The sequence below is a fragment of the Acinetobacter stercoris genome (genome assembly GCF_900323515.1).
Lineage (GTDB): Bacteria > Pseudomonadota > Gammaproteobacteria > Pseudomonadales > Moraxellaceae > Acinetobacter > Acinetobacter stercoris.
In genome coordinates this window covers 1-25,136 of record NZ_OOGT01000039.1, presented here as the reverse complement: position 1 = coordinate 25,136, position 25,136 = coordinate 1, and the positions used below count along the sequence as shown (strand labels likewise).

General features: G+C 38.9%; 19 protein-coding genes. 8 read left to right on the top strand and 11 right to left on the bottom strand.

Going from position 1 to position 25,136, the window contains the following annotated elements; translation table 11 throughout:
- Positions 1 to 134: 134 nt before the first annotated feature.
- From dnaJ to KPC_RS06270, 4 genes are all read right to left on the bottom strand, one after another.
- Positions 135 to 1,253, bottom strand: coding sequence for a molecular chaperone DnaJ (dnaJ, locus tag KPC_RS06285; RefSeq protein WP_121973553.1), 1,119 nt, complete (start codon positions 1,251 to 1,253; stop codon positions 135 to 137).
- A gap of 101 nt (positions 1,254 to 1,354) precedes the next feature.
- Positions 1,355 to 1,732: a hypothetical protein gene (locus tag KPC_RS06280; protein WP_121973552.1), complete on the bottom strand. Its 378-nt coding sequence runs from the start codon at positions 1,730 to 1,732 to the stop codon at positions 1,355 to 1,357.
- A gap of 133 nt (positions 1,733 to 1,865) precedes the next feature.
- Positions 1,866 to 5,000 (bottom strand): efflux RND transporter permease subunit, encoded by a 3,135-nt coding sequence (locus tag KPC_RS06275; protein WP_121973554.1) that lies wholly within the window; start codon positions 4,998 to 5,000, stop codon positions 1,866 to 1,868.
- 8 nt (positions 5,001 to 5,008) lie between these two features.
- Complete coding sequence (locus tag KPC_RS06270; protein WP_121973551.1) at positions 5,009 to 6,130, bottom strand: efflux RND transporter periplasmic adaptor subunit; 1,122 nt, start codon at positions 6,128 to 6,130, stop codon at positions 5,009 to 5,011.
- A gap of 147 nt (positions 6,131 to 6,277) precedes the next feature.
- Here KPC_RS06270 and KPC_RS06265 point away from each other — a divergent pair, with 147 nt between their 5' ends.
- The 4 genes from KPC_RS06265 (at position 6,278) to KPC_RS06250 (ending at position 12,946) form a co-directional block, all read left to right on the top strand.
- On the top strand, positions 6,278 to 6,898 hold the full coding sequence (locus KPC_RS06265) for a TetR/AcrR family transcriptional regulator (protein ID WP_121973550.1): 621 nt from the start codon (positions 6,278 to 6,280) through the stop codon (positions 6,896 to 6,898).
- Positions 6,899 to 7,156: 258 nt separating this feature from the next.
- Entirely contained in the window at positions 7,157 to 9,847 is a 2,691-nt protein-coding gene (ppc, locus tag KPC_RS06260) for a phosphoenolpyruvate carboxylase (RefSeq protein WP_121973549.1), read from the top strand.
- 780 nt (positions 9,848 to 10,627) lie between these two features.
- Positions 10,628 to 11,932 carry a solute carrier family 23 protein gene (locus tag KPC_RS06255; RefSeq protein ID WP_121973548.1) on the top strand — a complete coding sequence of 435 codons (1,305 nt, stop codon included), beginning with the start codon at positions 10,628 to 10,630 and terminating at the stop codon, positions 11,930 to 11,932.
- Positions 11,933 to 12,043: 111 nt separating this feature from the next.
- Positions 12,044 to 12,946, top strand: coding sequence for a LysR family transcriptional regulator (locus tag KPC_RS06250; protein WP_121973547.1), 903 nt, complete (start codon positions 12,044 to 12,046; stop codon positions 12,944 to 12,946).
- Positions 12,947 to 12,948: 2 nt separating this feature from the next.
- Here KPC_RS06250 and KPC_RS06245 read toward each other — a convergent pair whose 3' ends face one another.
- Both KPC_RS06245 and KPC_RS06240 read right to left on the bottom strand, forming a co-directional pair.
- Complete coding sequence (locus KPC_RS06245) at positions 12,949 to 13,686, bottom strand: sulfite exporter TauE/SafE family protein (RefSeq protein ID WP_121973546.1); 738 nt, start codon at positions 13,684 to 13,686, stop codon at positions 12,949 to 12,951.
- A 111-nt stretch (positions 13,687 to 13,797) separates the two neighbouring features.
- Positions 13,798 to 14,403 (bottom strand): TetR/AcrR family transcriptional regulator, encoded by a 606-nt coding sequence (locus KPC_RS06240; protein ID WP_121973545.1) that lies wholly within the window; start codon positions 14,401 to 14,403, stop codon positions 13,798 to 13,800.
- Positions 14,404 to 14,526: 123 nt separating this feature from the next.
- Here KPC_RS06240 and KPC_RS06235 point away from each other — a divergent pair, with 123 nt between their 5' ends.
- The 3 genes from KPC_RS06235 (at position 14,527) to KPC_RS06225 (ending at position 18,271) form a co-directional block, all read left to right on the top strand.
- A complete protein-coding gene (locus KPC_RS06235; RefSeq protein WP_121973544.1) occupies positions 14,527 to 15,510 on the top strand; it encodes an MBL fold metallo-hydrolase in 984 nt (327 codons plus the stop codon).
- Between the two features lie 234 nt (positions 15,511 to 15,744).
- On the top strand, positions 15,745 to 16,431 hold the full coding sequence (locus tag KPC_RS06230; RefSeq protein WP_121973543.1) for a hydrolase: 687 nt from the start codon (positions 15,745 to 15,747) through the stop codon (positions 16,429 to 16,431).
- Between the two features lie 475 nt (positions 16,432 to 16,906).
- Positions 16,907 to 18,271 (top strand): glutamine synthetase family protein, encoded by a 1,365-nt coding sequence (locus KPC_RS06225; protein WP_228212180.1) that lies wholly within the window; start codon positions 16,907 to 16,909, stop codon positions 18,269 to 18,271.
- A 99-nt stretch (positions 18,272 to 18,370) separates the two neighbouring features.
- Here KPC_RS06225 and KPC_RS06220 read toward each other — a convergent pair whose 3' ends face one another.
- Positions 18,371 to 19,591, bottom strand: a complete 1,221-nt coding sequence (locus KPC_RS06220; RefSeq protein WP_121973541.1) for an MFS transporter — start codon at positions 19,589 to 19,591, stop codon at positions 18,371 to 18,373.
- Between the two features lie 113 nt (positions 19,592 to 19,704).
- On the opposite strand from KPC_RS06220, the gene KPC_RS06215 reads away from it, so the two are divergent.
- Positions 19,705 to 20,469, top strand: coding sequence for an AraC family transcriptional regulator (locus KPC_RS06215; RefSeq protein ID WP_121973540.1), 765 nt, complete (start codon positions 19,705 to 19,707; stop codon positions 20,467 to 20,469).
- A gap of 11 nt (positions 20,470 to 20,480) precedes the next feature.
- On the opposite strand, the gene KPC_RS06210 is transcribed toward KPC_RS06215, so the two are convergent.
- From KPC_RS06210 to ilvD, 4 genes are all read right to left on the bottom strand, one after another.
- A complete protein-coding gene (locus KPC_RS06210) occupies positions 20,481 to 21,056 on the bottom strand; it encodes a hypothetical protein (protein WP_121973539.1) in 576 nt (191 codons plus the stop codon).
- A gap of 102 nt (positions 21,057 to 21,158) precedes the next feature.
- A complete protein-coding gene (locus tag KPC_RS06205; protein ID WP_121973538.1) occupies positions 21,159 to 21,470 on the bottom strand; it encodes a chorismate mutase in 312 nt (103 codons plus the stop codon).
- Complete coding sequence (locus KPC_RS06200) at positions 21,433 to 22,752, bottom strand: hypothetical protein (protein WP_121973537.1); 1,320 nt, start codon at positions 22,750 to 22,752, stop codon at positions 21,433 to 21,435. The genes KPC_RS06205 and KPC_RS06200 overlap by 38 nt, the downstream gene beginning before the upstream one ends.
- A 332-nt stretch (positions 22,753 to 23,084) precedes the next feature.
- Complete coding sequence (gene ilvD, locus KPC_RS06195; RefSeq protein ID WP_121973536.1) at positions 23,085 to 24,914, bottom strand: dihydroxy-acid dehydratase; 1,830 nt, start codon at positions 24,912 to 24,914, stop codon at positions 23,085 to 23,087.
- Positions 24,915 to 25,136 lie beyond the last annotated feature (222 nt).

Genomic DNA, 25,136 nt, shown 5'->3' with positions numbered 1-25,136 from the left:
GCTATAATTTTTATTTAACATTAGATTTATCATACAAAATAACTAAATATTTATTCAAAATCCCATTACTCCAAAACAAAAAACCCACCTCAATACTGAGATGGGTTTCTTCTATTTATCCTTTGATCTTTGCTTTAGTCAAATAAGCGATCAAAGAACGATTTTTTCTTTGGAGATGACTTATTATCATCGCCTTCCATAGTCGTTTGAAGCTCTTTTAACAGTTCACGTTGACGACTAGTCAAATTCACTGGTGTTTCAACCACAATACGGCAGAGCAAATCACCTTGCATACTGCTTCGAACTGGTTTTACCCCTTTGCCACGTAAGCGGAAAAGCTTACCTGTTTGCGTTCCCTCAGGAATCTTCAAACTTACACGACCTTCTAAGGTCGGGATTTCAATTTCTTTACCAAGTGCTGCATCAGCAATGCTAACCGGGACATCCATATAAAGGTCTGCACCATCACGCTGGAAGATTTCATGTTCACGAACAACAACTTCAACGTACAAGTCACCAGCCTGACCACCACGGATCGCTTCACCCTTACCAGTCAAACGAACGCGGTCGCCGTTATCCACACCTGCAGGAATAGTCACTTCAAGTGTTTGCTGACGATCTGCAACACCTGAACCATGACATACATTACATGGATTTTTGATCACTTTACCGGAGCCACGGCATGTACCACAGGTTTGCTGAACAGAGAAGAAACCTTGCTGCATACGGACTTGACCAGTACCATGACAAGTCTTACAGGTTTCAACATCATTCGGATTTTTTGCTCCCTTACCATCACATGCTTCACAAGGTGCTGGAGCAGTAAAAGTAATGGTTTTTTTCACACCACGAACTGCTTCTTCTAGAGTCAGTTCCATGACATATCGCAAATCCGAACCACGGCGTTGACGCTGCTGACCACGACCACCGCCACCGAAAGCGCCACCAAAAATATCACCAAATTGACTGAAAATATCTTCAGCACTAAATCCACCAAAGCCGCCAGCACCACCACCGCCAAAGCCGCCTTCAAACGCACTATGTCCCATACGGTCATACATACTACGTTTTTCACCATCAGAAAGAATTTCATAAGCTTCAGCAGCTTCTTTAAATTTTTCTTCGGCTTCTGCGTTGTCTGGGTTACGGTCTGGATGATATTTCATCGCCATTTTACGATAGGCTTTTTTGATTTCATCATCACTAGCAGTTTTAGATACACCTAAAACTTCATAATAATCACGTTTAGCCATGTCTGGCGATGCTCCACGGAATTTTTGAATTACTTAACTGAACAGTAAATTGGGGGTTATCCCTCATATTACAAGGGATAAAATAGAAAAATTATTTAAATTTAAAAGACAGCTTTCTTTTTCATATACTTAGAAAAGCCTTGCAGCCACGAATTTAATAAAAATAACCACGCAATGGCACCAAATACTACACCTGCAACAGTGCAAGCTTTGACCCATAAAAAGCTATCCCAGTAATAAAAAATAAGCGGGATAAACCATAAAGCAGCAAAAGCAGCCAAGATCAGGAAAATAAGAACGTTACGCATCACCCAAAGTGCTTGAGCATGAATCCATACTTCTGCATTATCAACTTGAGCAACTTTTCGAGCCAACCAATACGCGACAAAAGCGCTAATAATGGTAAATAATGCAAGAAACATAAAAATATAAGAGCTCGTCATATAGCGACGATGCTTTTCAAGATTGTCTTGCCCCATGGATGTCGTAACCTCAATTCATCGCATATTTGCATGTTTTTATGCGATGAAATTAGCTGTGTTATTTTCTGTAAAACATTAGCTGCTACTATATTGAATTTTTTTTGATTTATCACCTACTATTCACAAAAATTTATACATTATTTGATGTTTTTTGCACCTTAAACCATGTTGCATACAATGCAGGAAGGAAAAACAGCGTTAACAATGTTGCAACGATTAATCCTCCCATAATAGCGACTGCCATAGGCCCAAAGAAAATACTACGTGAAAGTGGAATCATTGCCAGTACCGCAGCCAGTGCAGTTAAAATAATCGGTCTAAATCGCCTCACCGTTGCATCCAGAATGGCACTCCATTGATCTTGCCCAGACTTGATATCTTGTTCAATCTGATCAATCAGGATTAACGAATTACGCATGATCATGCCAGATAGGGCAATAGTTCCAAGCATCGCTACAAATCCAAAAGGTTTATTGAAAACCAGAAGGAACAAAACCACCCCGATCAACCCTAAAGGTGCGGTCAGGAATACGATAAAACTTCTTGAAATACTTTTCAGCTGGATCATCAATAAAGTAAATACCACCGCCAGAAACAACGGCATTCCAGCATTTACTGAGGCCTGGCCTTTGGCTGACTCTTCAACAGTTCCACCTACTTCAACCAGATAACCACTCGGTAGTCCCGCACGTAATTGATTCATTTGATCATTAAGTTCATTCACAACCGTAGCAGGCTGTAAATGGGTACGAATGTCTGCACGCACGGTAATCGTTGGTAATCGATTACGATGCCAGATCAAGCCATCTTCAAACTGATATTGAATATTGGCAATTTGTGCAAGTGGAACAGTTGCCCCTCTCGAAGTAGGTACAGCCAGACTTGCCAGTGATGCAACATCCAGACGTTCTGCCTGATCACCTCTTAGTCTGATATCAATCAATTCACGCTTTTCACGATATTGGTCAATCATCGCACCACTAATGGAGCTGTTCAAAAAGTTGGATAAATCTGCAGTTGAAACGCCCATCTGACGCGCACGATCTTGGTCTATTTTTAATGAAATGATTTTACTCGGTTCCCCCCAGTCCAAATGTACATTGGTCGTATTTGGGTTTTCACTCATAATTTTTGAAACCTGATGCGCATATTGGCGAACAGTATTTAAATCCTCTCCAGACACACGATATTGCAATGGATATCCTACTGGTGGACCATTTTCTAATAGTGAAACACGTGTTCGTACATCAGGAAGTAACTTACGAATCTGTTGATCCAGTGATTTACGAATTTCATCACGATCATCCAGTGAAGATGCTAAAACCACGAACTGGGCAAAACTGGCTTGAGGTAATTGTTGGTCAAGTGGTAAATAGAATCGTGGAGACCCAGTTCCAACATAAGCAACATAATTATCGATACCTTTTTGCTTTGCCAGGAACCGTTCAACCTTTTTGGCGGCCTGTTCAGTTGCGGTAAGAGATGCGCCCTCTTCAAGCTTCAGATCTACCAAGATTTCAGCTCTGTTTGATGGCGGGAAGAACTGCTGTGGAACAAGTTTGAACATCATGATCGAAACTACAAAGATAAACACGGTAAATGCAAGCACAGACTTACGATAGGTCACACAAAAATTTACGGCTTTACGAAAACCTTGATAAAACCTGCTTTGATATGGATCATAATGCTCACCATCATGATGTATGACCGGCTGTGGTACAGGTTGCTTACGTAGCTTTGCCCACAATATTTGATACCAAGGTGCTTTTTGACCTGCTTTATTGAAATCTGGTAATAATTTATCGCCCAAATAGGGAACAAAAATCACGGCTGCAAACCATGACACGATCAATGCGATACAAACCACCTGAAATATGGAACGGGTATACTCACCAGTACTAGAGGCTGCTGTTGCAATGGGTAAAAACCCTGCTGCGGTGATCAGGGTTCCTGTGAGCATTGGAAATGCTGTAGTTTTCCATGCAAACCCTGCTGCCTGAAGCCTGCTATATCCTTGCTCCATCTTTATTGCCATCATTTCTACTGCAATAATGGCGTCATCCACCAAAAGACCTAAAGCAAGAATAAGTGCACCTAAAGATATTTTATGCAAGCCAACATCAAAAAAATGCATGCCTGCAAATGTCATGGCAAGTACCAATGGTATGGAAAATGCCACCACCAAACCTGTTCTAAAACCAAGTGAAAAAAAGCTGACTAAAAGTACAATAATCACAGCTTCAGCTAAAACTTTAACAAACTCATGAATACTGCGTTGAACTGCAACAGGTTGATCTGAAACTTTCTTGAGCTGCATACCTAAAGGCAAGGTTTTTTGCAAACGTTGAAACTCTGTTTCCAGATTTTTACCCAAAGCAATAATGTCTCCACCTTTACGCATGGAAACAGCCATTCCGATACCATTTTCCCCCATAAAACGCATACGAGGTTGGGCTGGCTCACTAAAACCACGATATACATCAGCAACATCACCCAACTGAATGGTTTTATCCCCGACCAGAAGCGGCATTTTTTTCAGATCATCAACATTTTTCAACTCACCACTAACACGTATCTGGATACGATCTGTGCCTGTTTCAAAAAAGCCTGCACTCGCCATCACATTTTGCTTTTGTAGAGCTTCCTGAATAGCAGATACGGGTATACCGAGTTGTGCTGCTTTGGTATTGGAAATCTCTATCCAGATTTTTTGATCCTGTAATCCAATGAGTTCCACTTTTCCAACATCAGCGACACGTTGCAGCTGTAACTGTAGGCGGTCTGCATATTCTTTTAAAACAGCATAGTCATAATCCTGACCTGTTAATACGTAGATATTGCCGAAAGTATCGCCAAACTCATCATTAAAAAATGGTCCCTGGACACCACTTGGCAACTGTTGTTTGATGTCTCCAACCTTTTTACGCACCAGATACCATATATCTGGTATCTGACTGGATTTGAGTGAATCTTTGGCAACAAAAGTTACCATGGACTCACCAGGTCGCGAATATGCCATTAACCGATCATATTGCCCCGTCTCCATAAGTTCCTTTTCAATACGGTCAGTGACTTGCAGTGAAACTTCCTCAGCCGTTGCTCCAGGCCAATAGGTCTGGATCACCATCACTTTAAAGGTAAAAGGAGGGTCTTCACTTTGTGAAAGTTTTGAATAGGAAAATATCCCGACAATGCCAAGCAACAACATGAAATACAGTACTAGACCTTTATTTCGTAGTGCCCACTCGGACAGATTGAATTTTATCGGCTGACTCATGACACTGCTCCTTTTGGACTGGCTGTGCCCTGTACTTTGACAGCACGGTTTTCCCGATCAATCGGATGTATTTTTTGCTTATCCCGTAATAAATGTACACCACCAACAACAACCCAGTCCGAAGCATTCAGACCATTTAAAATCGTAACCGTATCACGTCCATATGCACCCACAGTCACAGGAACTTTACGTATCGTCTGATCTGGATTGACCACCCAGACATATGCCTGACTGCCATTAGCTGACACACTTGGTAATGGAACACCGAGAGTATTTTGTCTATCCGTACTCAAAAACACCCTTGCACTTTGCCCAAGCTGAAAAGCTGATTGACCCTCTTTCAATGCAACCTTTACACTAAAGGTACGTGACTGATCTGCTGCCGGTGATATTTCCCGAACATATCCAGCAAATTTATCCTGAGGTTTTGACCATAAAGTCACCCAAGCATTTTGTCCGACCTTGATTTCTGAAACAGCCTGTTCAGGTATGCCAATAACAACCTCCCGATCGCCATCTATTGCCAGTTTATAGACAGGTTGCCCTGCTGAAATAACCTGTCCAATCTCGATATCACGCTCAGTAATCACACCATTTTTATTGGCTATTAACTGGTTATATCCTGTCTGGTTTGCAGTAACATGATAGTTTGATTGTGCCTGTTTTAAACCCGCCTGTGCTGCATCATATTGATTTTTGACTGAGTCATACTGTGATCGACTGACTGCATTAATCGGTAAAAGTTGCTGAAAACGTTTTAGTTCATCGCTGGCAACTTTAGCGGCAGACTGTGCACTTTCAAGCTGTGCTTTAGCTGAGTTTAATTGTAGTTCAGCATCTTTCACATCCAGCTTTGCCAGTACCTGCCCAATCTTCACTTGATCACCAACATCGACAAAACGCTGGGTTATTTGACCACCTACGCGAAATGCCAGTGCTGTTTGCTGCTTTGCCTGGACATCCCCTGCATAGCTTTTTTGATCGACATGAGACTGGGTCGGTTGAGTCACCATGACAAAAGGAATTTCTTCTACCTCAGGCTGATTTTTTTGACAGCCAGCCAAGCTAAAACTACATATCATCATGAGCCCAATCAGGGTCAGTTTTAAGTTACTCATGCAAATACTCTTATTCAAAAGTGATTTTTCAGGCACAATAGACAGGTACATTAAATTGACTATTTTTTAATTAATATACTGCATGGTACATTAATTAAAAAATATGCTACAAGTAAATGACTATTTTTTCTTTTTTTGGATAATTTTGTGCAAAATACTGTGGGTCGTCCGAAGGACTTAGAAAAACGTAAGCATATTTTAGATGCAGCAAAAGCTTTATTTCTAAAATGTGGTTACCATGGTTCAAGTATGAACCAGATTGCTAAAGAAGCAGGCGTAACCAAGCTTACCGTGTATAACCACTTTCAAGATAAAGACAATTTATTTGTTTGCGCAATTGAAGAAACATGTGAAAGTGCCATTAACTCTCGACCACTCGCCTTAAATGCCCAGTCTGATTTTAAAGAAGAGTTATATAAATCATGTGAATCCGGGTTGAATACAATCAACTTGCCTGAAGCCATCAAGCTAGAACACCTGATTTTAGAACTGGCTGCTGAGAATAATCCTTTAGCCAATGTGTTCTATAATGCCTCTCACAAAAAGATGTGTTCAATCTGGGAAGATTTTTTCAGGCAGGCTGCCCAGTTTAATTTTATTCGTCAGGACAATACTGAAAAACAGACCCAGCTCATGTTGTCTTTGTTATTAGGTGTACGCCACCATGAAGTACTATTAGGTATCCGTCAGATACCGACAGCACAGGAACAACATGAAATTATTCTGGAAAGTATTGAGATATTTCTCATGAAGTACGGCGTTCATTAACATTTCATCAGTGAATTGCCTTACTTAATTTTCTAAATAAACAGGCAAGATAAAAACCAAGAGTCCGAACATTCACCAATTATGTATTTTATATAGTGCCTCATAACAATATTAAGAATCTAAATAATCCTTTCCCGTTAACTTAGGTATATTAATTGCTGAAAGATTACGCAAAGCTTTACATACTTTTGTATGGATTGACTTGGCATGTCAATAAATCGGGTTATAGTCAAATTAATAAAAACTGGAGAATGAAAAATGATTCAACAAATTGATGCTCCACTGCGTGAGGATGTACGCTTACTCGGTAACCTTCTTGGCGAAACCCTGAAGGAGCATGCAGGACAAGATTTGTTTAATCAGATCGAGCAAATTCGTGCTTTGGCAAAAGGAGCACGTGACGGTCAAATAGAAGCCGAAAAACAGCTTGAGCAGCTTTTTAATAGTCTGGAAGATGATGAAATTCTTCCACTTACACGTGCATTTTCACATTTTTTAAATTTTGCCAATATCGCTGAGCAATATCATGTGGTACGTAGCCGCCGCCAAAGCGAATTTGATGAAAATGCGCCTTCTCCAAATGTTCTTGAGCATTTATTTCAAAAGTTTAAAAAACAGGATATTTCTGCTGAAACCTTATACCAGCAAATTTGTGAATTAAAAATTGAACTGGTTTTAACAGCACATCCAACTGAGGTGAGTCGCCGAACCCTGATTCAAAAATATGATGGTATCAATCATTGTCTTTCCCAGTTCGATCAGCAAAAGCTGACACCTAAACAGCGAAAAGAAGTATTAGCAGATTTAAAACAACTCATTACTTCAGCGTGGGAAACAGACGAAATTCGTCAGCATCGTCCAACACCTGTGGATGAAGCCAAATGGGGCTTCACAACCATTGAACAGACGTTGTGGAATGCCGTTCCAAAGTTTATCCGTGAGCTAAATGAACTCGTCGTTGAAAATTGTGAGAAAGATTTACCACTGAATATTTCACCTATTCGTTTTGCCTCATGGATGGGTGGTGACCGTGATGGTAATCCGAATGTCACCCATAACATTACCCAAGAAGTACTCTGGTTATCACGCTGGAAAGCAGCTGATCTATATTTACGGGATATTGAAGATTTACGTTGGGAGTTATCTATCCAAGACTGCTCTGACGAGCTACGTCAATCATTAGGCTATGAGCATCCAGAACCATATAGAGAATATCTCAGAACCACACGTGAGCGCTTAAAAGTGACTCGCCAATGGCTTGCGAGCAAATTACAAGGTCAACACTCGGATGTCGACCGTTCATTGGTGATCCGTCATAAACAGGAACTATTACAGCCTCTGTTGCTTTGCTACCGCTCACTGATGGCATGCCAGCTACATGAAATTGCCAATGGGAAACTGCTCGATTTTATTTATCGTGTAAACAGCTTTGGTATCGAACTGTTAAAACTGGATATTCGTCAGGAATCTACTCGTCATCGCCAAGCAATTTCTGCGATTACTGAATACTTGGGTTTAGGTAATTTTGAAACATGGACTGAGCAAGCACGCCAGAATTTCTTATTACAGGAACTACAGAGCAAACGCCCATTGCTACCAAAACATCTCAATGAGCCTGCCAATAGCCTGATTGAAAATCCTGATGTACAAGAAGTATTTGCAACTATGCGTACTCTGGCTGAACAGCCAAAAGAAAGTCTGGGCGCATATATTATTTCTATGGCTGAGTATCCAAGTGATGTTCTTGCTGTTCTACTATTGCAAAAAGAAGCAGGTATTGAACATCCACTACGTGTAGTGCCACTCTTTGAAACATTAAAGGATCTTGACGGCGCAGCCAGTACCATGAGCACCCTGTTCAATATGCATTGGTATAAACAGCATATTCAGGGCAAACATGAGGTGATGATCGGTTATTCAGACTCCGCCAAAGATGCAGGCTTTATGTCCGCAAACTGGGCACAATACCGTGCTCAGGAAGAATTAACAGCTGTTGCGAAAAAACACGATATACAGTTAACACTGTTCCATGGGCGTGGTGGTTCGATTAGTCGTGGTGGTGCACCTACTCAACAGGCCTTGTTTTCCCAGCCTCCTGGTTCCATTTCAGGTGCGATCCGTGTTACCGAACAAGGTGAAATGATTCGTTTTAAATTTGGTCTGGAAGAAATTGCGCTACAAAATCTGGAAATCTATACGGCTGCAACACTGGAGGCTACATTGCTTCCACCACCAGTACCAAAAGCAGAGTGGCGAGATTTAATGCATAAAATGACCGATTTGTCGGTTAAGGTTTATCGAGCAACAGTACGTGAAAACCCGCATTTTGTGAAATATCTACGCACTGTGACACCTGAACTCGAACTACAAATGTTGCCGCTCGGTTCTCGCCCAGCAAAACGTAAAGTCAGTGGTGGGATTGAATCATTACGTGCCATTCCTTGGGTTTTTGCGTGGACACAGATTCGTTTAATGCTTCCAGCATGGCTAGGTACAGGTGCAGCCATTAATGAAGTGATTGGTGAAGGTCAGAAGCCACTTCTAGATGAAATGCTGAAAGAGTGGCCATATTTCCAGACCCTGATTGATATGCTGGAAATGGTACTATCCAAAGCCGATCAAAATATTGCCCTGTATTATGAATCACACCTGACTGATGATGCAGATCTTAAAGCTTTAGGCACTGAGCTTCGTCAGCGTTTACATGATGCGGTGCAAACCCTACTCGCCATGAAAGGCGAATCACAATTGCTCAGCAGTAATGATGTCTTGGATCAAGCCATGAAAGTCCGTAAACCGTATCTTCTACCTTTACATTTACTACAGGCCGAACTCATGAAACGTCGCCGCGCGTACTTGGCAGAAAAACAGGCTGAACACACACCTGTCGATCATGCTCTGATGGTCAGTATCGCTGGTATTGCTGCTGGTCTACGTAATACGGGTTAATCAAGCATTACAAAAATTGATTGATATATAAAATGCAGGCGTGAAATACAGCCTGCATTTTATATTGAAGAAGCAAATTTTCTATTTCTTATACGATCTAAAAATATCAAGCCTCACTTACTGAACTATAGTGAAACTGCTTAATTTCTGGAACAAATTCATTTAATTAACTGATGTTATGCTGTAACAGCAAAAACATATTTTCTAATCTCGATGAATAGAATATAGATACACGGTAACGTCATCCGCAACTGTTTGAGGCAGGATTACTTTTGTTAGGTCTTGTTTCTGCGATGCAATTCATCAATATTCGGTAGCCGACGAGTTTTGCCTACTTTTTCCGAAAAAAAAAGTAGGTCGAGCCGAAGGCTAATTCTGAAATTAGAACTTTTAATGTAAGACTCCGTCAAGCAAGTTTTAAAAAGATCATCGTTCTTTTGAAGTGTGTAACATCAGTTATATAAGAACCTTTATGCATAAGGCTGTAAGAAAATATTGTCTATATTTTTTGCAGGTTTCACTATATTTCACTCGATAGAAATACTCGCTCATTGAAATATCCATTGAGTTTAAATGATCAATAATTTGCGAATTACAAAGTTAAATCCTTATAAAAGTTAATACTTAAAAATATTTTATTTACACAACCTTACGTTTGACCAGTCGGTATAAAAATGGATTATCTTTAATAATAGCAACTCCTTAGTTTTACTAAAAAGATGAAAATTAATGTGAACTAAGAGTATCATTGGCGCAATTTAAGTTTTAAGAGCTCATTTTATGTCCAACTGGTTCCCCAAATGGCGTCCTTATCAGGGCAATATTGATGCACATCCTGTCTGCACAAATGAGTATCTTCCACCAGCCCAAAGTATTGTTTTAGGCATCCAGCATGCTTTTGCCATGTTTGGTGCAACAGTACTTGCACCATTTTTAATGGGTTTTGATCCCAACCTAGCTATTTTGATGTCTGGGATCTGTACCATCCTGTTCTTTTTTATTACAGGTGGCCGAGTTCCGAGCTATCTAGGTTCAAGTTTTGCATTTATTGGTGTAGTAATTGCCGCAACGGGCTATGCCGCTTCTGGTACAGGTGCACCAAATATCAACTTGCCACTGGCTGCTGGCGGTATCATGGCATGCGGTATTTTATATGCCATCTTTGGTTTTATCGTGATGGCAACAGGTACACGCTGGATTGAAAAGCTTATGCCTCCAGTTGTAACTGGCGCTGTAGTGATGATTATTGGCTTAAACCTTGCACCTGTAACAGTCAAAGGTGTAGCAGGCAATGACTTTAACATGTGGATGGCATTGGTTACTGTCCTGTGCATGGGCTCAATTGCAGTATTTACCAAAGGTTTATTGCAGCGCTTATTGTTACTGGTTGGATTATTGCTGGCGTATTTTATTTATTATCTGGTTTCCAATGTATTAGGACATGGTACACCAATCAACTTTACCCCTATCCAGCAGGCAGCATGGTTTGGTACACCGACATTCCACTCTCCAAAATTTGATTTCAACGCTATCCTGATTATTGCACCAGTTGCCCTCATTTTAGTCGCTGAAAATCTGGGACACATCAAAGCAGTGAGTGCCATGACAGGTGAAAATCTTGATCCACATATTGGTAAAGCCTTTGTTGCTGATGGAGTTGCTACAACCCTATCTGGTGCTGTAGGTGCTCCAGGGATGACGACCTATGGTGAAAACATTGGTGTCATGGCAGTAACACGTGTGTACTCTACAATCATCTTTGTCATTGCTGGCATCTTCGCCATTTTTCTGGGCTTTTCACCTAAATTCGGTGCAATTATCCACACTATTCCTTCAGCGATTTTGACAGGCGCATCAATCGTGGTATTTGGTCTGATTACCATCGCAGGTGCAAAAATCTGGATTGAAAACAAAGTTGATTTTTCTAAAAATAAAAATTTGATGGTTGCAGCGGTAACGATTATTTTAGGTACAGGCGATTTCGCCTTACAATTTGGTCAATTTAATTTGGGTGGTATTGGTACTGCGACATTTGCCGCCCTCATCCTGAACTGGTTCTTTAGCCTGAAAGATAAAACAGAATAATCTTTGCAATACGAGCGTCTTTTTTTAAGCAGCCTTATGGCTGCTTTTTTATTATTTATTCGGTTCGTTTTTTAGTATCATGAATCATCTTTCCCAGATCACTCTAAACAGATGCGTCTCGATTTTTTCGATCTCCAGCTATTTTTAAATGTGGTGGATACAGGTAGCCTGACCAAAGGTGCAGAGCGCTCAAATATTTCATTGCAAGCGGCGAGTGAGCGAATCAAAAAAATCGAACAACAATTTTCAGTTAATCTTTTCACCCGTCATGCATCAGGAGTCAAGTTGACCGTCGCTGGTCAGACCTTTGTAGAACACTCACAACAGCTTTTGCAGCAGATACAACAACTACAACAAGCAATGTTACCTTTCTCTCAAGGTCTACGTAGTGAAATGACGCTCTGGTGTAACTCTTCTGCACAGAGTGAATATTTACCTGCTTTGCTACCACAATACTTAATCGAGAATCCACATGTTCAAATAGATCTGCAGGAAGCTGAAAGTGCAGACATCATCTTGGCGCTGGATAAAGGCACAGCCCAACTGGGTCTCATTTCCAGCTTTTTCAACTCAAATGACTTACAAACACTTGAATTTGCTGATGATCCTTTGGTATTGATTTGTCCCAAAGATCATGCCTTAAAACATCAGTCTGCACTCAAACTGATAGATACATTAAACTTTCCTTTTGTCGGGTTAATGCAATATCACTCTTTACAACAGTCCATCGAAGCCCAAGCAAAAATATTGAACTGTGCAATTCAGTACAGGTTACGACTACCCAATTTTGCTGCTATTGCTCAAGTTGTTTCTAATGGTGTTGGAATTGCAATCATGCCTCAGCGTGCAGCAAAGCGTTTAAATGAATTTTACCATTTCCATCAAATCGAACTTGAAGGTGACTGGGCAAACAGAAAGCTTTTAATTGCAGCTAAAAATTTTGATGAATTGCCAGTATCATACCAACATTTTGCCCAGTTCCTTGTCTCGAAAAAATCGCTGTTAACCGTTTAATTTCAAATGAGATGAAACTGATGCAGCACTGAATATAAACCAAAAATCACTAAACCAAAGAAAAAAACTTTGCGGAATTTTTGTTCAGGTATCCTATAACGGATTTTTGTCCCTGCCCACATCCCAACCAATGCAGGAACTAGCGCAACCAATGACATTTTCCAATCTAGAGGAATATTATCTACAGGATTTTGCTGTAAATAAACAGCTAAACACAGGGTCGAAACAGTAAATGCCAGTCCCAAAGACTGTACCAAATCATCACGTTTTTGGCCCAGTGCCTGTAAATATGGAACCACAGGGATAACCACTACGCCTGTAGCAACGGTCAATGCACCACCAAGATAACCAACTACTGGGCCTAACCATTTCTCATAAGGTGCCAGATCTGGCATATTTTTGGAAAATAATCCATACACCCCATAAAGTGCCAACATACCACCTAAAAGCGCTTCACTTTGAAAATGACTATGCCCAAGCGTTGGAAAAATACTCCAGATTGAACCGAGTACAATGCCTGTCAGCATAGGCCAAAAACGGCGAATTAGTCGTAGAACATGACCTTCAGCAAAAAGTTGCCAAAAGTTTGTCACTATAGATGGAATAATCAATAAAGTAGCAGCTTGAAATGGACTAATCACCAAGGTTAATAATCCCATAGAGACCGCAGGTAAGCCCAGTCCGATTGTCCCTTTAATCAGTCCCGCAATTGCAAAAACAATGATGACGATCCATACCATCACATCTATCCTCAAAATATTTGGCTCTAATGCTAATCATTTTCAAAAACTTCAAAAATCATTGTTTTCTGGATAAGGCCTCAACTTTTAATTGAGCCTTACTTCTTTATTTTATGCGATCAAATAAGCACATATTGCATGAATAATGGCATTTCTTAATTCTGGTTGTGTAAATTTTTCTGGAGGATCAATCACAGCAGAGTGGACAAGAGACTCCAACATTTTCAACACAATCCAACAATCTAAATCTTTGTTTTTACTTTTTATTTCATTTTTATGTTGTTCAATAAGCTTATATATGATGTGTTCAATACCTTGCTTGTCCTCATTATCTATTTCATCAAAAAACGAAAACTCCTTTTCAAGAATTCCATGTAATTCTGGCTCATAGGCATGCGCCAGAATTACCGCATCAACTACTTGTTCAATATGTTCACTCAGGGAATATGCCTGATCAAAACGGATCATTTCTTTCAAAAGTGCATGAATATGTAAAGAATGTCTGGAGTGTAAAGCAGCGATCAGCGCTTCTTTATTCGGAAAATATTGATATAAAGATCCAATACTGACACCAGCAATTTCAGCAACCAAATTAGTGGTTAACCCTTCATACCCTTTCTGTACCAAAATATGAGCCGTGCTTTGTAAAATGGCTTCTACAGTTGTCTTTGCTCGACCTTGAATCGGTAATTTTCTTGGCTTTGGAATGTTCTTCATTGCTTTTTTTAAATACGAGTATTCAATGTGAGTAATTACTCATATTCTATTCTTATCTCTCATAAACTCCAAAATTATTGCTGTAAATCGCTATTTCGGATTATGAATTATAGGAAGGATCATATGAAATTTTGTTTGAAAATACTGACTATCCCCTTACTGATTGTTACGAGTACTCATACTTTTGCAACGTCCTCTACTCAACCTAAACAGCCCTTGTTGCAGTCACCGGCCATTGTTCAAATCGAGAAAATTAAAAAAATATCATCAGGCTTCTGGCTGATCCCTGATCCAAGAATTAATTACATCCCTAACATCGGCATTATTGAAGGAAATAACGCAATTCTAGTCATTGATACAGGTATGGGGAAAGTCAATGGTCAACGCGTTTTCCAGGCCGCGCAAAAAATAGCAAAAGGCAGAACTATTTATGTCACCTCAACTCATTTCCATCCAGAACATGCTTTTGGTGCTGCCGAATTCAAAGATGCAATATATATTCAAAATAAAAAGCAATTAAACGAGTCAAAAGAAAAAAGTGAAAAATACCTCAAATTATTTAGAACTTTTGGCTCAAATGAAGCAAATTTATTAAAAGATACAACCATCAGATATGCAGATAAATCGTATAGTGTAAAATTTAACCTTGATTTAGGTCATCGCATTGTAACATTTATGGAAATGCCAGCTCATACAAAAGGCGATCAGATCATCCTGGATCAACAGTCTAATACTGTATTTATGGGCGATTTATATGAAAAGGATTTTTATCCTATTATGCCTGACCCTGATACAAAAGCATCACTATGGATCAATGTACTTTCGCAAGTGATTGCTATGAAGCCCAAAATGGTTGTTCCGGGTCATGGAAGTCTATCCACAGTAAAACATTTAAAACAACTACAAGATCACATGATATATGTAAAAAAACAGATATCAGAACAAATTAAATTCGGACTTAACCAAAATCAGATTACAGAGAAAATATCTCCACAAATCAAAAAGCGCTATGCGAATTGGGATAATAGCTTTTTCCTGGATTTTGAAATTGCCAATTTTTATGCTGAATTAACCAAAACCCCGATTAAATTACCTAGCCTTAATTAATCAACTTTAGCTTAAATACAATGTCAGATTGCTTGGCATGGTCTGACATTTCCAATCATGTTTGAATAACGGAATAATTTAATAAAATAAATAATCTACTGAAATAACCTTATTAAACATGCCAGATTTAAAGTGTCGCAATATCAAGAAGCATCGTTCTAAAAATAGTACTGATTACGAAAATTAATTTAATTAATCTTATTAACAGAACGTTAAATCACTCAGGATGTAAAAATGAATAAATCAGTTTTAGAATTACTTACCCCAGAAAACTCACAAATTATCTTTATTGACCACCAGCCACAAATGGCTTTTGGCGTTCAATCTATTGACCGTCAAGTTTTAAAAAACAATACTGTGGCTTTAGCCAAAGCAGCAAAAGTTTTCGATATTCCCACAACTATTACTACCGTTGAAACCGAGAGCTTTTCTGGACAAACTTACCCTGAATTACTCAATGTTTTTCCTGAAGCACCTCTTTTAGAGCGTACATCAATGAACTCTTGGGATGACCAAAAAGTACGCGATGCTTTGGCAAACAATAACCGTAAAAAAATTATTGTTTCAGGTCTCTGGACTGAAGTATGTAACCTGTCTTTTGCCCTCAGTGCCATGCATGATACAGATTATGAAATTTATATGGTTGCGGATGCTTCAGGCGGTACTTCTAAAGAAGCACATGATTACGCCATGCAGCGTATGGTGCAAGCTGGTGTAATTCCTGTGACCTGGCAACAAGTTTTACTTGAATGGCAACGTGACTGGGCAAATCGTGATACTTATGATGCGGTAATGGATATCGTTCGCGAACACTCTGGTGCCTATGGTATGGGAGTAGATTATGCCTACACTATGGTTCACAAAGCACCAGCAAGAACAACCAGCCAGCACAAAGTTCTGGCTCCGGTAGCAGCAAAATAATATCAATCCACGAGGGCAGAAATGCCCTCTATTTCATCAACCTTTAAAATATCTGCAATTTTTTAAAAAAGTCTTGCACTACATATTCAAAAACAGATTTCTCTTGCAACACACTATTTAGTTTTCGATTAAAATAATTTGTCCGAACAGCAATAATGATAAAAATGATCATATGATCTGACACGGATTTAGCAAATTATTTACGTAAATCAAATAACCAAAATGATGAAAACGATTATAAAGCTCAAACATTTTTTTCTTAAACATGTGGATATACTTTCTTATTTAGCAATAAATTTTTAGATATTATCTTTTCTAGCGTTTTCCTTTTATTTAACTCTTTTGATATCAACGATGCTTTAAAACGTTTAAATAAATTTTATGACCTTTTTACGTTACAGTCACAACCGACATTTGTATCATTTTTTTATCGCATTTTGGATGCAGTAAAATGAATATGTCGATTCACAATTCTATGATTCACCCTCAGAGCGAGGTTTATCCAGACCTCGAAAATTCACAACAATTCTTAGAAGAAGTACGGCTATATTTAGAAAAATATCCTGAAACCGAACATGTTGATGTTTGCTTACATGATTTAAACGGACATCTTCGGGGTAAGCGAATAGATATCAAGACTCTCAATAATCTTGCAAAAGGCTGCTATTTCCCTCTTTCCATATATGGCATGAGTCTAGATGGAAACGTAGTTGAGGAAACAGGGTTAGGAAAATATATTGGGGAGCCTGACCGCTTATGTATGCCAGTTCCGGGTACGCTCAAACCTTGCGCATTACAGCCTGAAACACATGCCCAAGTTTATGTTTCAATGCAAAATGAAAATGGTTCTGACTGTCTATATGAACCTCGAAACCAGTTAAAGAAAATAATTCGTCAATTCAATAAAATAAATATTTTCCCGATTATGGGTAGTGAAATTGAATTTTATTTATTTGAAAATCAATCAACACCCTCTTCTACTTCCCAAAATATAAGCCAATGTTTTGATGTCGATGCTCCTGATGATTACAAAAATGTACTACAACAAATTGAAATAGAAGCAAAAAGACAGAAAATCGAAATGACGGCAATTGTTGCAGAGAGTGCTTCGGGGCAATATGAAATTAACCTTCAGCACACTCGTGATATTTTAAAAATTTGCGATGATATTTTTGCCATGAAACGTATCGTCAAACAAATAGCGACAACACATGGCTTAAATGCCTGCTTTATGGCAAAACCCGATATGGACAAAGCCGGTAGTGGGCTACATTTTCATATGAGCCTGCAAGATCAGAACAATAAAAACATTTTTAGTCACCATGACATTCAACAGCCGAACCCGACTCTAACCAAGGTTCTGGCAGGTTTATTAGACTTAATGCCTGCATCAATGGCAATTCTGGCGCCTAATATTAATTCATATCGTCGCTTTCAATTCGGTAGTCATGTTCCTCTTGAAGCCAATTGGGGGATCAATAATCGTAATGTTGCCATCCGTTTGCCATGTACAGATCAAGAAAATCAACGTCTGGAGTACCGTGTTGCAGGTGCAGATAGTAATTGTTATTTATGCTGTGCAGTAATTTTAATTGGAGTTTTGCATGGCTTACAACATGATTTTATTTTAGAAAAACCTTCGCATTTAAAAAAATTAAATGACTCACATAACTTCTTACCTATTCGACAATTAGAAGCACTTCATCGCTTTGAAAAAAATCTAACTCTTAAAAAGTATTTAGGTGAAGATTTTGTAAGGCTTTGGCTGACCTGTAAAAGACACGAATATGAAATGGTTCAAAATCATATAACAGATATTGAAATAGGCTGGAACATTTAATTTTTCCAATCTGCTTCTCAGCTAAACAATAACATTGATCATCTTTTCTATTTAGCGCAAAAAAACACCCTGACAATGCATCAGGGCTTTTTTATGCTTTTAAGATTTGACTCTGGTATTTGGTAACAGGAATGTTGCAAAGCCTAATAATGGTAAAAAAGAACAAAATTTAAATACCCATGAAATTCCATAAATATCTGCCAAATGCCCGAGCCCCGCTGCTGCGATACCACTGATTCCAAACATCAAACCGAACATCAAGCCTGAAATCATACCAACTCTTCCAGGTACTGCTTCTTGTGCATATACAACCATTGCAGCAAAGGCGGATGACAAAATCATACCGGCGAGCATTGCCAAAATGACTGTCCAGAACAGGTTGGTATATGGCATGAGTAATGCAAACGGAATCATTCCAATAAATGAAAACCACAATACTGCTCTTCGCCCTATACGATCACCTATAGGTCCTCCGATAAACGTTCCAAAAGCAACTGCAGCTAAAAAAGCAAATAAATAAAGCTGAGCATGCTGTAATGACACATGAAATTTATCAATCAGATAAAAAGTATAGTAATTACTTATGTTTGCGATATATGTAAATTTAGTCAAAATCAGAATTGCGATCACAAGCAATGCGCGGAACAGGGTTTTACCATGTAGCTTTTGTGTGGTCACTGCTGCACTATTTGCACCTTGTTTTTGAACATGCTGTATGGTCCAGCGACTCACTTTGAACAATACAAAGATTGCAGCAAGTGCAAACAGCATAAACCACGCTGCTGCTGCTTGACCATTGGGCACTATGATAGCCGCAGCCAACAATGGACCAACCGCAGATCCAGTATTTCCTCCCACCTGAAATGCTGATTGTGCCGTACCAAAACGACCTCCAGATGCCATACGTGTCACACGAGATGCTTCTGGATGAAACGTAGAGGAACCTACACCGATCAATGATGCTGCAAACAACAACATGCCAAAACTTGGAGCAAAAGCGAGCAGTCCGATACCTATTAGTGTCACTGCCATACCCAAAGGTAACAAATAAGGTTTTGGATGTTTATCTGTATAAAATCCAATCCATGGTTGTAGCAGAGATGCTGTCACTTGATATACCAGTGAGATCAGCCCTACCTGGGTAAACGTCAATGCAAAATTTGACTTGAGCAAAGGATATATTGCAGGCAAAGATGCCTGAATTAAATCATTCAGTAAATGTGCGATTGCAACAGCACAAATAATAGGGACAATCATTCCCTGTGTTTTTACTGTATTTCCCGTTATATTTTGATTGGACTGTTCAGATGAGGCTTGCATAGTTGATGTCTATCCTTTTGCACCGTGGTTATGCTATTTTAATTTGGCATATTAGATTCCATGTTCCAATAATCATCGTATAAATGACAATTTCAAAGCAAAAATAGCAATCTATGTCTACAAAAATAAATCAGCCCTTAGTCATTCCAAAAGGGTCTTTCCAACTTTATCGAAGTGTTATCGCACCACATTTTCATTCACGCGCGCAACTTCTTTATGCATCCGAGGGAAGTATTCGGGTGCAGACACATCAGAATATCTGGATCGTCCCACCGCAATATGCACTTTGGATTCCAGCCTTTGTCGAACATAGCGTTACTTCGCTCAGTCAAGTCCGCTTGAGTACCGTACTTGTGGAGGAACAGGCATCTCTTAGCGTAGGTAATACTTGTTTTTTAATCAAAATGACTAACTTACTGAGAGAATTAGTACTCAGGCTTAATCTCACTAATGAATTACATCCAGATCACTATCCATATAGTGAGGAGCTGGAAAAATCCTTACAGCTACTCATTTTTCATGAGATTCAACAGGCGACAACATTTCCCATAGAAATTCCATGGCCAAAAGATATACGTCTGATTTCAATTTGTGAGGCATTACTCGAACATCCCCACAATGTAAAAGATCTAAATACCTGGGCGGATATGATAGGAACAAGCCCCAGAACATTGATTCGCCTGTTCCAAAAAGAAACAGGGCTTCCCTATCGGGCATGGATACAACAAATGCATCTCGCTCTAGCTTTGGGTAAGTTATCCCGTGGAGAACCCGTTTCTCGTATTGCCAATAGCTTAGGCTATAAGAGTACCAGTGCCTTTAGTGCCATGTTTAAAAAACATTTAGGGGAATCACCACAGAGTTTTGGAAAAAATTAAATATTTGTTTATTATTGCAAAGCAACAATTACTTTTACCCCATCATTTGAAATCTGTTTTACATACTGGCTTAAACCTTTAATATTATCAATGCTCTCTAAAATAACTTGTGTACTTTCATCTGTTTTAAATTGAAAATCTAAATATGCTTCAGCAGCATTTATTACAACTCCATTTGGATATTTTTTATGATTTAAATAGATATTACATCCGATATAGCTATTTGATCCTGGGCTAGATAAGTAGCTTTTTTTACTACATTTATAACTGTATTGATCATTACCAATTGTTATTTGATCTACATTTTTAGCAAGCCCTAATTTAATATTATTTAGAGTAATATTAACAGGATAATCACCAGAATTTTTTATATTACATCTTATTTCCCAATTCCAGTAATTCAACTTATTCGAAGTACATTGTGTATCAATTTTAGGAATAAAAGACGTAAAACTTTTAAAAGTTTCTAATTTAAGTTTATCTACTTCTAAATTTAATTTTGGTTTTTCTATAAAATGATAGTAAAAAACAGGAGTAAAAGCGCCTGTTAAAACCCCAACAGTAATAGCAATAATGATCTCTTTCATTCAAAAACCACTTTTAAACAGGACAAGCTCTTATGAATATTGCAATACATAAAGAAATAAACGGAATATTTTCAAGATTTTTACCCATTAAATATAAAAGCATTAAGGTCTAATTTCTTTTAATTCTCTTTGAATAAAATGCTGAATCATTTCACGATAAATAGTTTCAACCAAATCAGGATCTGTCCCTAATTCCTCAGCCTTTTTTCTTACCTTGCCAATGACCTGTTCAACGCGTTCAGGAGATTGAACCTCTGTCTCTGTCCGTTTAAACCGTACAGCCTGATCAACATAAAACTGACGAATAGAAATTAACTCGATGAGCACCTGATCCAGCGCATCAATTTGTTCACGTGCCTGATCAAGTGAATCACATTTATTCTTTTGAAATTTCAAACTCGTTATTTTCTGCATCGTTCTCACTTTTATAAAGTTGTTCTAGTACATTACTAAAAATACTCTCAATCATCCAGACACGGTATAAGCTATTAAAAACATAATGCTTTCCATTTATACGTAACTCCAATACAGGAAAGTCTGGTTGATGCTTTTGATCACATAATGCATCATTTCTTGCTAAAAGTTCAGCAACATTTACATCTGTTAATTGCTCAATTGAAAGCAATTGTTGCATTTGCTGAAAATGCGACTTGAATGAAAAATCTTTGCCCTTTGTCCATACAGCTTTTAAAATTTCATACATCGCATCTACCTGCTCATCATCAGGAACACTATAGAACAAATGTGCCATCTCTAAGATGCTGTCTGCTGTCGGACGACAAAATGGAGTAAATTCAACTTCTGCCCGTTTGGATAACCGTGTTGCCAAACTCCAGTCAAAATGATCCCGACTTCGATAACTGAGCGGGTAAAGATTCATTTGAATATTATAATAATCTGCCAATTCTTCTTTGATATAAGCCAGCAACAACCAGCTAATTGGATCTTCCAGTGCAATATATAAATCCAACTCTGGATGCATTGCCTGAATTTCAGCAAGTTCCTCCGCATCACTCATTAGATGCTCACGCCATTCAATATGATTGATCAGAAAAATAGGATTATCAGTCAATAACTTTTGCTGTTTTAAACGGCGGGTTAGGCGTAATAAATCATCTACAGCATGATATTTACGCCCACCAAACTCAAAATAACTGGCAAGCACAGGCGTATGATCAAATACACGCTCCGGAGTCTCTTGCGGCTTTTGATGCTGGCTCGCCATTACAAACAATGTTCGTAATTTTCCATATTGCTGCTGCCACAGCATATGAAATACATCTTCGAGTAAGTAAAGGAAATTCTGACCTGTTAATGGGGTATTTTTTAATATCGTTTCAGCTTGCTTTAATGCTTCTTGGGTAGGTTGTTCCGGTTTTTCTTCGTCATAACTAAAACGGTGTTGTGTCGCTAAAATTTTGGCATCATTCAAGCAATACGTATGCCATTCAGTCTTAGTCATTCCATTGGGGGGTTCAGCTGCTGTATCTGAAATCACTACTTTCAATGGTTTTAGATCATCAGTTAAAATTTCTTCGAGTTGCGGAAGCTGCTGCACAGCCAAATAGCTATAAACGTCATCTAAACGTAAATAAATACTTAACCCCTGTTCCGTGGGTAACACCTCTTGGCGAGTTGGTTTTTGAAAGAACCATCTCGATCGGATTGGATCAAACCAACGGCGTAACAGTGACATGAGCACAGCCTCAAAATTTAACTCTAGAAAATAGAAGGTGAATTTTAGCACCCTTAAGTGCAGATGCCTAAAAAATGAATATAAGCATTATCCAAAACTTATAGCAATTCAAGGAAAAATGTTCAATATCTTCAAAAACGATAAATGAAGTCTATTTAAGTCAGCTCAGTATTAATCACTAAATCTCGTAGCTCTGTGAAAAAGTTTAACCTGAGTGCTACACACCTTTTTAACACGTAAAAATACTGCTCGTGTTAAGCAAAAAAACCTTATCGATAAAAAAGCACCCATCATTTTGATGGGTGCTTTTCATTGTATAAAGAAGATCCAAATTAAATTTCGCGTACTGCACCTTTTGCAGCACTAGTAGTGTGCATTGCATATGCTTTAAGTGCTTTAGAAATCTTGCGCGGACGCTCTTCAGCTGGATGCCAGCCTTTTTTCTCTTGAGCTTCGCGACGATGAGCCAAAGTCGCATCATCCACTTTTAAATGTATAGTACGATTTGGAATATCAATTTCGATGATATCACCATCTTCGACCAGACCTATCGCTCCACCCTCAGCAGCTTCTGGAGAAACGTGCCCAATCGAAAGACCCGATGAACCTCCAGAGAAACGACCATCAGTAATCAAGGCACACTCTTTACCCAAGCCTTTAGATTTTAGGTAACTGGTTGGATAAAGCATTTCCTGCATACCAGGACCACCTCGTGGACCTTCATAACGAATGACAACAACATCACCAGCTTTGATCTCTCCACCTAAAATGGCATCTACAGAAGAATCCTGACTTTCAAAGACACGGGCTGTACCGTTAAATTTAAGAATAGATTCATCCACTCCAGCAGTTTTCACGATACAGCCATCAAGTGCAATGTTACCGTAAAGTACCGCTAAACCACCATCTTTAGAAAAAGCATGCTCAGCGTTACGGATGACACCAGTTTCACGATTACCGTCTAAAGATGAATAATAACGGTTTTGTGAAAATGCGGTTTGCGTTGGAACACCACCTGGTGAAGACTTGTAGAACTCATACACTTCAGGGTTTTCTGTACGAATAATATCCCATTTATCTAAAGCATCTTTTAAGGTCTTTTCATGCACGGTATATACAGTTGTATCCAACAAGCCCGCACGATCAAGCTCACCCAAGATCGACATAATACCACCCGCACGGTGCACGTCTTCCATATGTACATCATTTTTCGCAGGTGCAACTTTACATAGTACAGGGACTTTACGGGACAGACGATCAATATCATCCATCGTAAAATCAACACCAGCTTCATTCGCAGCAGCAAGCAAATGAAGAACCGTATTGGTTGAACCACCCATTGCAATATCAAGCGTCATTGCATTTTCATAAGAAGCTTTTTTAGCAATATTACGTGGTAATACGCTGTCATCATTTTGTTCGTAATAACGTTTTGCAAGTTCTACGATGAGCTGACCTGCTTTATCAAATAATTTTTTGCGGTTGGCATGGGTCGCTACAATCGAACCATTCCCTGGCAAAGATAAGCCAAGTGCTTCTGTTAAACAGTTCATTGAGTTTGCAGTGAACATACCTGAACATGAACCACATGTTGGACATGCAGAACGTTCATACTCTTGAACTTCTTCATCAGTATAATGATCATCTGCCGCAACGATCATGGCATCAATCAAATCAATGGCTTTTTCATTACCACGGATTTTAACTTTACCTGCCTCCATCGGCCCACCAGAAACAAAGACCACAGGAATATTTAAACGCATTGCAGCCATAAGCATTCCTGGTGTGATTTTGTCACAGTTAGAAATACAGACCATCGCATCTGCACAGTGTGCATTGACCATGTATTCTACAGAATCTGCAATCAAATCACGTGATGGCAATGAATACAGCATGCCATCATGCCCCATTGCAATACCATCATCTACCGCAATAGTATTAAACTCTTTAGCAACACCACCAGCAGCATGAATTTGCTCAGCAACCATTTGTCCCAAATCTTTAAGATGCACATGACCTGGAACGAATTGGGTAAATGAATTGACCACCGCAATAATCGGCTTACCAAAATCTTCATCTTTCATTCCTGTTGCACGCCATAAGCCACGTGCGCCAGCCATATTTCTTCCATGTGTCGATGTTTTTGAACGATAGTCAGGCATTATAAATTCCAACGATGTTTGAGCTTGAAATGAATCCTAAAATTCACTCTGGCAAAATTTACTGATATATAAAATCAGTCAAAATATAGATACATCATACTACAACTGTTTAATAGGCAAGCATCATTATGCTCTATTTTTATACAACAGATAATCAGTAGCCATTTTAACAATCTATATAAAAGAAACTGCTATTTAAGCTAATATAAACCTATATAGGTC

Excerpts from the sequence above, each read along its gene's own strand:
- dnaJ (WP_121973553.1), bottom strand. The coding sequence starts at position 1,253 with ATGGCTAAACGTGATTATTATGAAGTTTTAGGTGTATCTAAAACTGCT.
- KPC_RS06280 (WP_121973552.1), bottom strand. The coding sequence starts at position 1,732 with ATGGGGCAAGACAATCTTGAAAAGCATCGTCGCTATATGACGAGCTCT.
- KPC_RS06270 (WP_121973551.1), bottom strand. The coding sequence starts at position 6,130 with ATGAGTAACTTAAAACTGACCCTGATTGGGCTCATGATGATATGTAGT.
- ppc (WP_121973549.1), top strand. The coding sequence starts at position 7,157 with ATGATTCAACAAATTGATGCTCCACTGCGTGAGGATGTACGCTTACTC.
- KPC_RS06255 (WP_121973548.1), top strand. The coding sequence starts at position 10,628 with ATGTCCAACTGGTTCCCCAAATGGCGTCCTTATCAGGGCAATATTGAT.
- KPC_RS06250 (WP_121973547.1), top strand. The coding sequence starts at position 12,044 with ATGCGTCTCGATTTTTTCGATCTCCAGCTATTTTTAAATGTGGTGGAT.
- KPC_RS06245 (WP_121973546.1), bottom strand. The coding sequence starts at position 13,686 with ATGGTATGGATCGTCATCATTGTTTTTGCAATTGCGGGACTGATTAAA.
- KPC_RS06240 (WP_121973545.1), bottom strand. The coding sequence starts at position 14,403 with ATGAAGAACATTCCAAAGCCAAGAAAATTACCGATTCAAGGTCGAGCA.
- KPC_RS06235 (WP_121973544.1), top strand. The coding sequence starts at position 14,527 with ATGAAATTTTGTTTGAAAATACTGACTATCCCCTTACTGATTGTTACG.
- KPC_RS06230 (WP_121973543.1), top strand. The coding sequence starts at position 15,745 with ATGAATAAATCAGTTTTAGAATTACTTACCCCAGAAAACTCACAAATT.
- KPC_RS06225 (WP_228212180.1), top strand. The coding sequence starts at position 16,907 with ATGATTCACCCTCAGAGCGAGGTTTATCCAGACCTCGAAAATTCACAA.
- KPC_RS06220 (WP_121973541.1), bottom strand. The coding sequence starts at position 19,591 with ATGCAAGCCTCATCTGAACAGTCCAATCAAAATATAACGGGAAATACA.
- KPC_RS06215 (WP_121973540.1), top strand. The coding sequence starts at position 19,705 with ATGTCTACAAAAATAAATCAGCCCTTAGTCATTCCAAAAGGGTCTTTC.
- KPC_RS06210 (WP_121973539.1), bottom strand. The coding sequence starts at position 21,056 with ATGAAAGAGATCATTATTGCTATTACTGTTGGGGTTTTAACAGGCGCT.
- KPC_RS06205 (WP_121973538.1), bottom strand. The coding sequence starts at position 21,470 with ATGCAGAAAATAACGAGTTTGAAATTTCAAAAGAATAAATGTGATTCA.
- KPC_RS06200 (WP_121973537.1), bottom strand. The coding sequence starts at position 22,752 with ATGTCACTGTTACGCCGTTGGTTTGATCCAATCCGATCGAGATGGTTC.
- ilvD (WP_121973536.1), bottom strand. The coding sequence starts at position 24,914 with ATGCCTGACTATCGTTCAAAAACATCGACACATGGAAGAAATATGGCT.